The sequence below is a fragment of the Cupriavidus sp. HMR-1 genome, from assembly GCF_000319775.1.
GTDB lineage: Bacteria > Pseudomonadota > Gammaproteobacteria > Burkholderiales > Burkholderiaceae > Cupriavidus > Cupriavidus metallidurans.
The window spans coordinates 1-12,220 of sequence record NZ_ANKP01000133.1; the positions used below are offsets into that span (position 1 = coordinate 1).

The window sequence follows — 12,220 nt, forward strand, 5'->3', positions numbered from 1 at the left end:
GATCCGTTCGATGCGCGCCCACGTTTCGACGAACGTGCATTGGTGCACGCGCCGGACGAGCGGCTGTTCTTCGACGGAAAATGGCAGGACGGCCTGCTGCCCGATCATGACGATCACGAGGCGCAGCACGCACGCTTCCTCACCCGCATGGAGGCGCTGCGCCACGCCACCGGCAGCGATGGCCGCAAGGCATTTGCGATTCCGATCGCCGAATCCTCGCGCGACCCGGCATGGACGGCGCTCGATCGCCAGACCTTCCGGCAATGGCTGAAAGCCGAAGGCTTTACCGCACCAACGCTGCACTGGTACGCCGATTACTGTTGCCGTGACGACTACGGCGCGGGGGCCGATGTCGTGTCCGCCTGGGCAGGCCTGCACTACTTCGCCAGCCGTGGCGGCCATGCCAGCAATGCCGCCGATGGCGCGGTGCTGACATGGCCTGACGGATTGCACGGCATGGTGACGCGGCTGACATCGAAGATCGATGCGCGGATGAATGCCGGCCAGCCATGGCGGCGCGCGGGCATGGCGGTGCGTATCGACGAAACGTCGGAGGGCGTCAGTGTGCTGTGCGCGCACTGGCCCGATGGCGTCACACAGCCGCCCGCGCTCTTTCGCATTCGGGCGCGGCGCGTAATCTGCGCGATGCCGCTGCACGTCGCCGCGCACGTCGTGCCGCTGAAGCCGCTCGGCTTCGACCCGGCGCAACATCTGCAGTATCACGCGCCCTGGCTGGTTTCATCGTTCCACCTGCGGGGGTTTCCGCAGGAGGCCGCCGGCGTGCCGCTGGCGTGGGACAACGTCGTGCATGGCTCGCGCGGCCTCGGCTACGTCGTGGCCACGCACCAGTGGATCCGCCAGGCACGTCCGGCGCACACCGCGTTCACGGCCTACTGTCCGCTCGACGCCGAATCCGGCGCGCCTGCCGGGGGATCGCCAGATGCCGTCAGGCGATGGCTGGCGGATGCCGACCCGGCCGCGCTGATGGATCTGGCCGTGTCCGATCTTCGCGCGGTCTATGGCCGCGAATTCTGGCGCCATGCGGACGCCGTCGAGATCACGGCACGCGGTCACGCGATGGCCACGCCGGTGCCGGGCTTTCTGGGCAACGCGGGCATCCACGCGTTGCGCGAGGCCGGCGGCCGCATCCTGTTTGCCCATGCCGACCTGAGCGGCCTCTCCGTGTTCGAGGAAGCGGCATGGTGGGGCACACGCGCCGCGCTGAGAATCGTCGGATAGTGATGCCGTGGCGCGGACGACCGTCTGCGGCAGACCTTGCCATCCTGTAGAATCGACGCCAGTCTTTTTGTCTTTTACGTCACCCGCGCCCCGACCTCTCGTGCAACCGTTCCGGTTACTGCTGATGATTGTGCTGCTTGCCTTCCTGCCGTTGCAGGCATGGGCAGGTCTCGGCACGTCCGCGGCAGGCGTCGGCATGGCGCAGGTGCATCAGACGGCCGATGTCGCCGACGTCGCTCGGGCCACGCTCGCCGTGGCGACCGATGCTACCGCTATCGCCGATGTTGGCGATCCCGGTGATATGCCGGCGCCCACGACTCAAGAGTCCTCCCACCCTGCCGATAATGCGGAACCGTCGCCACCGGGCGCGGATTTCGCCGAGCAGTTGTTGCCCGCGCCGCTTCCGCGAATGGCAACCGCAACCGGCCGTGGCGCGGTGCCGCAGTACGCCCGCATCGCCCTGCCGGACCCCGACCTGCCTCTGCTGCCGCGCCCGCCGCGCGGCTGATCCCGCTTTCGCGCGAAGGTTGCTTCGCGCGCACCTTTATCGCGCAGTTCGCATCCAGCGGGCCGCGCGCTTGCGGCCCGTCCGCGTTCTTCCTAGTCTCGCCCCACATCCATGAAACGTATCTTTCTGTTCCTGGCGACCAACCTCGCCGTCATGCTTGTCCTCAGTGTCACGGCCAGCCTGCTGGGCGTGAACCGCTTCCTGACCTCGAACGGCCTCAACCTCGGAATGTTGCTGGCATTCGCGGCGCTGATGGGCTTCGGTGGCTCGTTTATCTCGCTGCTGATGTCCAAGACCATCGCCAAGTGGTCGACCGGCGCCCAGGTCATCACCCACCCGAGCACCAGCACGGAGCTCTGGCTCGTGCAGACCGTCGAGAAGCTGGCCACGCGCGCCGGCCTGCCGATGCCTGAAGTGGCGATCTATGATGGCGAGCCCAACGCATTCGCTACCGGCGCGTCGAAAAACGGCTCGCTGGTGGCTGTGTCCACGGGCCTGCTGCAGTCGATGTCGCACGACGAGGTCGAGGCCGTGCTCGCGCACGAAGTGGCCCACATCGCCAATGGCGACATGGTCACGCTGACGCTGATTCAGGGCGTGGTGAACACGTTCGTGATCTTCATGGCACGCGTGGTCGGCTACTTCGTCGATTCGTGGCTGCGCCGCAATGACGAGGAGTCGAGCGGCCCCGGTATCGGCTACATGGTCACCGTGGTGGTCTGCGAGATCGTCTTCGGCATCCTGGCCAGCGTCATCGTCGCCACGTTCTCGCGTCATCGCGAATATCGTGCCGACGCCGGCGCGGCGAAGCTGCTCGGCACGCCGAGCCCGATGGTGGCGGCATTGCGCCGCCTGGGTGGTCTGGACGCCGACGGCCTGCCGCAGAACATGCAGGCGATGGGTATCTCGGGCGGCAAGTCGTGGCTGGCGCTGTTTGCAAGTCACCCGCCGATCGAATCGCGCATCGCGGCCCTGCAAGGCACCCACTAAACCCCGCAGAGCGCTGGTGGCTACGCGGCCGCCAGCGCCACTGCCTGCCCTTCCCCGCGGAATGCCGCCCGGTATCGCTCGGGCGTCGTCTGCACATGGCGCTGGAATGCCTGACGCATGACATCGGCATTGCCGAATCCGGTGACATGCGCGATGGCTTCCAGCCGCCGATCGCTCCCTTCCAGCAGACGCCGCACCGCTTCCACGCGAAGCCGCTCGACATAGCGCGCGGGCGTGTCTCCCACCTGCTTCACGAAGACCCGCGCAAAGTTGCGCGGACTCATCGCCACCTGCTCTGCCAGCACGCCAACCGACAGGTCCCGGCCGAGGTTATCGGCAATCCATGTCTGCAACGCTCGCAGTTCAGGGCTTTGCGCCGCCTGCGCCCGCAGCACCGTCGAAAACTGCGCCTGATTGCCCGGACGCCGGAGGAACAGCACCAGATCCCGCGCGACGTCCAGCGACACCGTGTGCCCCAGGTCTTCCTCGACCAATGCGAGCGACAGGTCCATGCCAGCCGAGACACCGGCCGAGGTATAGAAGCGCCCCGCGCGAATCCAGATCGGATCGGCATCGACATCCAGTTGCGGGTGCCGATGGGCCAGCCGCTCGGCATGACGCCAGTGGGTGGTCACGCGCTGCGCGTCGAGCAGCCCCGTACCGGCCAGCACGAACGCCCCGGTGCAAACCGCGCCCATCCGCCGCACCTGCGTCGCCTGCGTACGTAGCCAGCCGATCAGCCGCTCGTCCTCGGCGGCCCGCGCATGGCCCGAGCCACCCGAGATCAGCAGCGTGTCGATCGGTCTGCCCACCTGCTCGACGATGCGGTGGTACGGCGCGTCCGCCAATATGCGCAGACCGCTCTCCGTACGCACGATGGCATCGTCGCTGACGCTGACCACGTGCAGGTCGTAGGGCGGCGACTCGCGGCCGCACAGCTTGTTGGCGGCACCGAACACGGCGGTCGGCCCGGTGACGTCGAGTTCCTGCGCAGGATCGGGCGCGACGATGACCACAACGCGCGGCGGTTCGGGGGCTGGGTGCATGGGGGGCAAGTGATTGGGCGCGGATGCGCCGATCATACGCCCGCCGCCGACGGCGCCAACCGCTCCTGACGCTGCCACGCCAGCGTCACGGCAAGCGCCACGGCCAATGCCGGCAGCACCGCCAGGTTCACGCCCTGCCAACCCCACTGGTTCAACACCTGCCCCGCCGCCAGTGTGGCCAGCGCGGTCAGCGCGGCTGTGGAAAACTCGCTGGCCGCCTGCGTCCGTGCCCGCTCCGCCGGGCGGTAGCTGCTGGTCAGCAGCGTCGTGCCACCGACGAACATGAAGTTCCACCCCACGCCCAGACAAAGCAGGGCGAGATAGAAAGCCGGCAGCGTGGTCGAGCACAGCGCGACGATGGCCGCGAGCGCCGACAACGCAATGCCGCTCACCAGCATCACCGGATTGCCAAAGCGCTGCAGCAGCCAGCCAGAGAAAAACGATGGCGCATACATGCCGACCAGGTGCCATTCGATGATCTGGGCGCCCTGCTTGATCGTGTGCTGGCACGCGACGGCCGCGATCGGCGTGGCCGTCATCATGAACATCATCACGGCGTTGCCGATACCGTTGTTCGCAAACGATGCCAGGAACACAGGCTGGCGAACGATCTCGCCGAGCGGCCGGGCCGGAAGGTTATCCACAGCTGCCTCGGCGTGCGCCACTGCCGGTGGTTCCCGATAGGCCAGCGCCAGCACGGCCACGGATAACGCGCCAAACACGGCAACTACCGCGTAGGAACCGGCAAACGGCAGCGGCTGCATCATGTCAGCGCTCCAGGCCGCGATCGCGGGGCCACACACCGCCGCCACTACCCCACCGGTCAGCACGACCGATATCGCGCGCGGCTTCTCGGCGAGCGGCGCAGCATCGGCGGCGGCCAGGCGATAGAAGCGCGCGAATGCCTGGAACACGCCGACCAGCGCCGTACCGAGACAAAACAACACGAAGTCGTGCCGCCAGATCGCCAGCACCGAAATCAGACCACCGGCCATGCAGGCCAGTGCGCCGAGGCAGAACGCCGGGCGTCGGCCAAGCCGCTCGATCAGGAATGCCGCGGCGATGGCGGTCAGCGCCGATGCCACGGTAATCAGCGCGAATGGCAGCGTGGCCAGCGCCTTGTTCGGCGCGAGGGTGTAGCCGACCAGCCCGGTCAATGTCAGGTCGACGGACAGCGCCGAGGTATAGAGTGCCTGGCACAGCGCCAACACGCGCGCCTGCCGCAATGCGTGGGAAGCCATCGCGTCTCCGAAAGGGAAATGGGGATGGCACCCAGCGTACGGGTCGGCGTAGCCGTCCGACTGACAACGTTCAGCGGATTTCTGCCAACCGGGAACTCAGCGGCTCAATTGAAGACATCCTGCCGATAGCGGCCCTGCGCGACGAGACCGCCAAACCAGTCGGACGCCGCCTCGTCGGTCATGCCACCCTGAGCCTTGCCGATGTCGATCAGCGTCTGGCGTACCGCCGGCGCCATGCGGCGGCCATCGCCGCAGACGTAGATCGTCGCGCCGTCCCGTACCTGCGCCCAGACCTGCTCGCGCCGCTGCCAGAGCAGATCCTGTACGTAGCGTGGCGCATCCGGCACGACCGAGTACGCCGGGTGAACCTCGACCACACCCTGCCCGGCCCAGCGTTCGATGTCCTCGCGATAGAGCCAGTCATGTTGCGGATGGCGGCAGCCAAAGTAGAGCTGCGCCGGCGTCACCGCATTGCCCGTCATCTTCCGCAATGCGCGTTCCTCCAGGAATCCGCGGAACGGCGCGATGCCGGTGCCCGGACCAATCAGCAGCATTGGCGCCGTCGGGTCGGGGTCCGGGGCGAACGGAGGATTCGGCGTGCGGATCGACGCGGATACCCGCGCGCCGATCGGCAGATGCTGGAGCCACGTCGACGCCACGCCACGGAACTGCCCGCGCCCGGATAACGCCGGCGCGCAGACGGTGCCGACCAGCAGCGTCGCCACATCGGGCGATACCAGCGGCGACGATGCAATCGAGTAAAGGCGCGGTCGCATCGGCACAGTGCACGCCAGCAGTTCCTGAAGCGTCAGTGCGATCGCCGGATGTTCGACCAGCACATCGAGGATACCCAGCCGCCGCGCGACCACCTTCGTGGCGTACCCATGCTCCGCGTCGTCCGAAGCAAGTTGTTCGATCGACTGCTTCGTGAACGGGCAGCGCGTGGCCCGCGCCAGCGCACGCAGCGTCTGTCTCGAGAGCACGTCCTGCAGCTCGATGAAGTGCGTCAGCAGTTGCCGCACCGGCAGTGACTGGTCGAGCGGCAGGCCACGCCCCATGCCGTGTGGCGCGGAGATCGTGGCCTGCGCATCGGGGTCGAGATCGAGTCGCTCGCACAAGTCGGAAACGAGCTGCGCGTCGTTCTGCGGCCACACCGCGATGTGATCGCCGGTGCGATACGTGATGCCCGGAGGCAGTTGCAGCCGGATATCGCGCGTCGACGTGCGCGGCGCCTCGATCGAGAAATCCCACAGACCGCTCGGGTCGCCTACCAGTTCGTCGTTTGACAGCACCGTGAACGCCTGCGTGCCGGCCGGCAGCGTTTCAGCGCGGATTGCCGCCATGCTGCGCACCTGCACGTCTACGCCGAGGCCGCCGGAGTCCGCGCCGTCGGCCTGCAGCGCCTGCCAGAGTTGTGCGAGCCAGCGCTCGGCCGCCTGATCGAAGTCGCCATTACCATCGGCTTCGCCACGCGGCAGCAACGGCACCGCACCTGCGGTGATAAAGAAATCGAACACGCGACGCGGGAACGCCTGGTACGTCGCCCACTGCGAATTGCCGCAGCCGAGCAGCGCCAGCCGCACTCCATTCGCGCGGTAGCCACTGGCATCGTCCGCATCGAGCATTGCTTCGAACTTGCGACCCGAATCGGGCGCGCGGCCGTTGTAGGTGGCGGCCACGACGACGACCAGGCCCGAAGTGGGCAAGGCGCCTACAGCGTCGTCGAGGTCGGCCAGTTTCGCGTCGAAGCCCGCCGCAATGGCGCCGGCATGGATCTGCTCGGCCAGTTCGCGAGCCGTGCCGAGACTCGATGCGCACAACACGGTCATCGCCTGCCCATGCCCGCGAACGTCTGTCTGCGCGGCGTCGGCAACGGCCTGCGATGCCTGCCGGGTCACGAGCCGCTCGTGTGGCCTGCGCCGCCGCACGCGCAGCACGAACTGATCGGGCTTGATCGTCAACGTTTCCTTGAGCCGGAACTGGTAGTCGTGCGGGTCCTGGAACGCGAAGTTGCGCAGCATCAGCGCCAGCGCGAGCTTGGCTTCGGTCAGCGCGAACTGGCGGCCGATGCACGCGCGCTCGCCCTGTCCGAATGGCATGTAGGCATGGGCGGGAAGCTTCGCCTCGTTCTCGGGCAGGAAGCGATCGATATCGAAGCGCTCGGGGTTCGCCCAGACCTTCGGATCGCGATGCAGCGCAGTCAGCACCACCGAGATGCGACGGTCCTTGCGCAACCGGTAGCGGCCGCCCAGCACCACGTCGTCGAACGGCGCCACCGCGAAGGCGGGTGCGGTCGGCCACAGCCGCAGCGTTTCCTTCAGCACGCGGTCGAGCACGGGCATACGCGCCAGATCGGCATAGACCGGCGGCGCATCGCCGGGCAGCACTGTGTCGACTTCGGCATACGCCTGCGCCAGCACGCCCGGATTGCGCAGCAGTTCATAGAGCGCGAACGTAAGCAAGCCGCTGGTGGTTTCGTGGCCGGCAATCAGGAACGTGATGACCTGATTGCGGATGTTGGCGTCGTCAAGCCGCCGGTCCGTCTCGGGATCGCGCGCTTCGAGCATCAGGTTCAGCAGATCCATGCCCGACGTTGGCGACACGCGCCGCTGGCGAATCACGTCATCGACCAGATTGCGCATATACGCAATGTCCTCGGCAGCCTGGCGATGCGCCCGGCCCATGAAGCGATCCTGGATCGGCAGCCGCGTGAGCTTCTGCATCGCCTCCCCCAGCGCGCCGACCATCGCCACTACGAACGGATCGAGTTCGTCACTCGCAAACGATGCGAAGTCGTACCCGAAGCCCGCCAGCGCGATGGTGTCGAGCGTCAGACGCGTCATGTCGTCCGCCACGGCGATATCGGCGTCCGGGCCCTGGCGGTCCCATTTGTCCACCAGCCGGTTGGCCACACGCAGCATCACGTCGAAGTAGGCCTTCATCGCTCGCTGGCTGAACGCCGGCATCAGGATGCGATGCGCGCAGCCCCAGTTCGGCTCGTCGCTGTGCGCGGTGAACAGGCCGTCGCCGGCCATGTCGCGCAGGTAGGACAGCGGCGGTCCGATGATCTTGCGAAAGCGCGTGGCGTCGCACAACTCGCTGGCCAGCGCTACCGACGACACGAACGGCACGCGCTTGCCGGCGAAGTCGAGTTCGAAGATGCCATCGTGGTGGCGGCTGCGCGCCAGCAGATGCTGGCCGACCTCGCCCGGCGTGATCTGGAACAGGTTGCCGAAGATCGGCCAGCCCGGATCCCGGGGAATCGGCTCGAGGGCAGCGGCAGGTGTTGCAGTGGACATGGGGGAAGCGCCTTGTCGCGCGTGAATGTCATCAGGAAAGCTGCCGTCGACAATCGCCAGATTCGGCGGCGAAGTCAACGCTTTGGCGCCGAGGATGCACTCCAATCGGCACTTCTGTCCGCTCCGCCCCGTCCGTTTGAAATGTTTGTTCGAATCCCGGGCGCGCGACACCGAACCAACTACCTGATCGGCTACCGGCATCAAATGCCCGATCGATTCCCTAATCAAACACCTTGCCGCGCAGGGCCTTGACCTGGCCGCGCTGGGTCTTGGCCTCGATCCGGCGCTTGCGCGACGCCAGCGTCGGCCGCGTGGCCCGCCGTACGCGCGGCGGCTCCGCCACGCTGCGCACCAGTTCGTGCAGCCGCCGGATTGCCTCTTCCCGGTTCAACTCCAGGCTGCGATGCTGCTGGGCCTTGATGACCACCACGCCGTCCCGCGTGATGCGATGGTCGTGCAGCGCCAGCAGCCGCTCCTTGTGATCGGGCTCCAGCGACGACGCACGCACGTCATAGCGCAGATGCACGGCGTTCGACACCTTGTTGATGTTCTGCCCGCCCGCGCCCTGGGCGCGGATCGCGGTGATGTCGTACTCCTGATGCGGGATAAAAAAGTCGTCGGCCATGCGCCGCATCATAGCAACGCGTGGCCGACGATGTGGAGCAATCGGTATCAGGACGCCGGCGCGATGTTCTGATTCGTGGAGAACAGGTTCTGCGGGTCGTAGGTGCGCTTGATCTGCGCCAGGCGGGCGTAATTCGGGCCATAGGCCGCGCCGATGCGCGCGGTTTCATCGTCGGTCAGGAAGTTGACGTAGACACCGCCAGTGGCGAACCTTTCCGTGGCGCGGAAAAAGTCGCGCGCCCAGGCGATACAGGCGGCGTCCTCGTCGGGACGCTCCCACCGCGCGTGGACGTTCAGCACATAGCGGGCGTCGCGATGGTGATACGCGGTGGCTTCGGGCGCCACGCGATTGGCCACGCCGCCCACCTGCCCGACGAAGATGTCCGCCAGCGGCGACGGTAGCCGCAGTGCGAAGTCCGTCATGGCGTCGATCGCACCATCCTCGAGCCGCGTGAAGTTGTGCGACTTCCAGTAGTTGCGGGCGCCCGGACCAAGCAGCGCGTCGAAGGCCTGTTGCCACGCGGTGTAAGGCATCTGTCCGACGTGTTCGCCCACGGTTTCCCCGAACTTGCGCAGCGGTTCGATCGCTTTCTCCGCGGCGGCCGGATCGCCGTCGTGGAACACCGCCAGCACCACCACATCCTTGCCATGCGCGGAGGCCGGCAGGAAGGGTAGCGGCGGCGCTTTGCGCAGCACGACCCAGACGTTGAGATCCTCCGGCATCGTCGATTCCACATAGGCGCGGTATTGCCGGAGCACGGTTTTCGCCTCGACCGCGGGGAAGACCAGCAGGCCCGCCGTGATCATCGGCCCCACGGGATGCAGTCGGAACTGGAAAAGCGTCACCACGCCGAAGTTGCCGCCACCGCCGCGCAACGCCCAGAACAGCTCGGGCTCGTGTCGCGAGTCGGTCCAGTGACGCGTGCCGTCAGCGGTGACGATCTCGCAGCCCAGCAGGTTATCCACAGTCATGCCGTACTTGCGCGTGAGCCAGCCGAAGCCTCCACCAAGTGTCAGCCCAGCCACGCCGGTGGTCGAATTGATGCCGAGCGGCGTGGCCAGTCCCTGCGCCTGCGCCTCATGGTCGAAATCGGCGAGCGTGGCGCCGGGACTCACCCACGCTACGCGTTCGAGTGGGTCCACGTGGACGGTACGCAGTTGCGACAGGTCGATAACGAGACCGCCGTTGCAGATCGCGCTGCCAGCGATGTTGTGCCCGCCGCCCCGCACCGCGAGCACCAGGCCACGGTCGCGCGCGAAGCCGACGGCCTGCATCACGTCGGCTGTGCCCGAACACTGGACGATGATCGCCGGACGCCGGTCGACGGTGGCATTCCAGACCGTACGTGCTGTCTCGTATCCCGCATCGGCGGGGAGCAGCACCTTGCCGCGCACGGCGTGGCGCAGCATGTCGATATGATCAGTGGTCAGGTTGGGCATGGCAGTACCTCCACAAACATGCCCGGGGCTTCGGAATTCGCACCCGGAAGAGATATCCATGCAAGGCACGCGCCAGTGGGCGGAAAGCCGCATCGGCGCTGGATTGTCTCAATGTCCGGGGTAGCAACGACGCCGCGAGTTGGCACGACCCGTTGCAAAGTTGGGACGGCGTGAAAGGGACATCCGCACGCCCGACTCGGTCACGCAGGCCGACAGACCTTATCGCTGCCAGCGAGGGGGACGCTTCTGCAGGAAAGCATCGATGCCCTCGCCCGCGTCCTCTTCCATCATGTTCCGCGCCATGACGTCGCCCGCGAATGCATAGGCATCGCCCAGCTCCATCAGGCGCTGGCGATAGAACATCGCCTTGCCGTAGCGGATCGCTGCCGGGCTCTTGGAGAGAATCGCCTCCGCCTTGCGCGCCACGGCGGCATCAAGCTCCTGCTCGGGCACGGCCTCGTTGATCAGGCCCCAATCCGCTGCCGTCTCGGCATCAATGAAGCGGCCGGTCACGAGCAGGTCGAACGCGCGCTTGGTCGAGACATTGCGCGACAACGCCACCGATGGCGTGGAGCAGAACAAGCCGACGTTGATGCCGGACACCGCGAACTTCGCCGCGACCGATGCAATAGCCAGATCGCAACTCGCCACGAGCTGGCAGCCGGCGGCCGTGGCAATGCCGTGCACCCGCGCGATGACCGGCACCGGCAATGCCTGGATCGCCTGCATGACCACGCTGCATTGCGCGAACAGCGTGCGATAGTAGGCCAGGTCCGGGCGACCGCGCATCTCGCGCAGATCGTGCCCGGCGCAGAACGCCTTGCCTTCGGCGGCCAGCACGACGCAACGTACCGAGTCATCCCGGGCGATGTCCTCGAAGGCCACGCGCAGCGCTTCGAGCATGGCTTCAGATAGCGCATTGAATTGCTGCGGCCGGTTCAGCCGCAGCGTTGCCACGCCATCATGGGTCTCTCGTAACACGAAGGGGTCAACAGCCTTGCCGCCGGATTCCATTTCCACGTCTGCGCTCCGTCAAGGGGTGAGTGTCCAGGTTCGGACCTGCAGGAATGTCAGGTCAACTCGGGCGGATATCCGGCCGGCGAACCATCCAGCCCCTATTCGACACCAGAACAAAGCTGGAATCCACTGCCCGGTTGGGCACCGTGCGCGTCTTTTTGCGCACTTTCATTCGCCCGCAGTGACCTGGCAGACACCGGAACAGCGACTAATATGGTGTTACGCACCAGCCCCGTGCGGTATCTACAACAGCGGAGGGAAATTGCAATGGCAAGAAGACTGAGCTGGCTCGCAGCAACGGCAACGGCATGTGTCGTGATGACGATGGGCCAAAGCGCCCTGGCCCAGGAGATTCCACTGGTCACCGGCAAGCAATGGACACAATCGACCGAACAGATGAAGAAGGCCTATCTGGTGGGCATCGCCAATCTGGCCCAGGTGGAATCGGCTTACTACGCTGACAAGCCGCCCGGCGACACCCAGAGCATCATGCCCCGTCTGTCGAAGGGGCTCAGGGGCCATACGCTCGATACCGTGCGTCAACGTGTGGATAACTGGTATGCGGCGCACCCCGACCAGCTTTCGCGGCCGGTGATCGAGACGATCTGGTTCGACATGGTCATTCCCGGCCTGCAACCCCAAAAGTGAGGTGATGCCATGAAACGACTTCAACAGCTTGGTGTGGTGCTGACCATCGTCGGCGCCGCTGGGTGTACGAACATGACGCCGCAGCAGCAAGGCACGGTATCCGGCGCGGCAATTGGCGCCGCGGCCGGCGCGGGTATCGCGGCGATTGCCGGCGGCAGCGGCTGGACC

10 protein-coding genes are annotated in these 12,220 nt (G+C 66.5%); 4 read left to right on the forward strand and 6 right to left on the reverse strand.

Annotation, left to right across the window (positions count from 1 at the left end; all coding sequences use genetic code 11):
- From D769_RS17210 to htpX, 3 genes are all read left to right on the forward strand, one after another.
- A partial coding sequence (locus tag D769_RS17210) for a hypothetical protein (protein WP_008647419.1) occupies positions 1-1,239 on the forward strand: 1,239 nt, incomplete at its 5' end.
- 124 nt (positions 1,240-1,363) lie between these two features.
- A complete protein-coding gene (locus D769_RS17215; RefSeq protein ID WP_008647420.1) occupies positions 1,364-1,747 on the forward strand; it encodes a hypothetical protein in 384 nt (127 codons plus the stop codon).
- A gap of 111 nt (positions 1,748-1,858) precedes the next feature.
- The gene (gene htpX, locus D769_RS17220; protein WP_008647421.1) at positions 1,859-2,737 is read left to right on the forward strand and encodes a protease HtpX; all 879 of its coding nucleotides are present in this window, start codon (positions 1,859-1,861) and stop codon (positions 2,735-2,737) included.
- Between the two features lie 20 nt (positions 2,738-2,757).
- On the opposite strand, the gene D769_RS17225 is transcribed toward htpX, so the two are convergent.
- From D769_RS17225 to D769_RS17250, 6 genes are all read right to left on the reverse strand, one after another.
- Positions 2,758-3,783: a GlxA family transcriptional regulator gene (locus D769_RS17225; RefSeq protein ID WP_017514981.1), complete on the reverse strand. Its 1,026-nt coding sequence runs from the start codon at positions 3,781-3,783 to the stop codon at positions 2,758-2,760.
- A 32-nt stretch (positions 3,784-3,815) separates the two neighbouring features.
- The gene (locus D769_RS17230) at positions 3,816-5,024 is read right to left on the reverse strand and encodes an MFS transporter (RefSeq protein ID WP_008647423.1); all 1,209 of its coding nucleotides are present in this window, start codon (positions 5,022-5,024) and stop codon (positions 3,816-3,818) included.
- A gap of 104 nt (positions 5,025-5,128) precedes the next feature.
- Entirely contained in the window at positions 5,129-8,323 is a 3,195-nt protein-coding gene (locus D769_RS17235) for a cytochrome P450 (RefSeq protein ID WP_008647424.1), read from the reverse strand.
- 220 nt (positions 8,324-8,543) lie between these two features.
- The gene (arfB, locus tag D769_RS17240) at positions 8,544-8,948 is read right to left on the reverse strand and encodes an alternative ribosome rescue aminoacyl-tRNA hydrolase ArfB (RefSeq protein ID WP_035884426.1); all 405 of its coding nucleotides are present in this window, start codon (positions 8,946-8,948) and stop codon (positions 8,544-8,546) included.
- Between the two features lie 47 nt (positions 8,949-8,995).
- Positions 8,996-10,387, reverse strand: coding sequence for an FAD-binding oxidoreductase (locus D769_RS17245; protein ID WP_008647429.1), 1,392 nt, complete (start codon positions 10,385-10,387; stop codon positions 8,996-8,998).
- A gap of 219 nt (positions 10,388-10,606) precedes the next feature.
- Complete coding sequence (locus D769_RS17250) at positions 10,607-11,401, reverse strand: enoyl-CoA hydratase (RefSeq protein ID WP_008647432.1); 795 nt, start codon at positions 11,399-11,401, stop codon at positions 10,607-10,609.
- Between the two features lie 270 nt (positions 11,402-11,671).
- On the opposite strand from D769_RS17250, the gene D769_RS17255 reads away from it, so the two are divergent.
- Positions 11,672-12,052 carry a hypothetical protein gene (locus D769_RS17255; RefSeq protein ID WP_024569555.1) on the forward strand — a complete coding sequence of 127 codons (381 nt, stop codon included), beginning with the start codon at positions 11,672-11,674 and terminating at the stop codon, positions 12,050-12,052.
- The last annotated feature ends 168 nt before the right edge of the window (positions 12,053-12,220 follow it).

Coding starts and splice junctions, on each gene's coding strand:
- D769_RS17255 (WP_024569555.1), top strand. CDS start 11,672: ATGGCAAGAAGACTGAGCTGGCTCGCAGCAACGGCAACGGCATGTGTC.
- D769_RS17250 (WP_008647432.1), bottom strand. CDS start 11,401: ATGGAATCCGGCGGCAAGGCTGTTGACCCCTTCGTGTTACGAGAGACC.
- D769_RS17230 (WP_008647423.1), bottom strand. CDS start 5,024: ATGGCTTCCCACGCATTGCGGCAGGCGCGCGTGTTGGCGCTGTGCCAG.
- arfB (WP_035884426.1), bottom strand. CDS start 8,948: ATGGCCGACGACTTTTTTATCCCGCATCAGGAGTACGACATCACCGCG.
- D769_RS17225 (WP_017514981.1), bottom strand. CDS start 3,783: ATGCACCCAGCCCCCGAACCGCCGCGCGTTGTGGTCATCGTCGCGCCC.
- D769_RS17235 (WP_008647424.1), bottom strand. CDS start 8,323: ATGTCCACTGCAACACCTGCCGCTGCCCTCGAGCCGATTCCCCGGGAT.
- D769_RS17215 (WP_008647420.1), top strand. CDS start 1,364: ATGATTGTGCTGCTTGCCTTCCTGCCGTTGCAGGCATGGGCAGGTCTC.
- D769_RS17245 (WP_008647429.1), bottom strand. CDS start 10,387: ATGCCCAACCTGACCACTGATCATATCGACATGCTGCGCCACGCCGTG.
- htpX (WP_008647421.1), top strand. CDS start 1,859: ATGAAACGTATCTTTCTGTTCCTGGCGACCAACCTCGCCGTCATGCTT.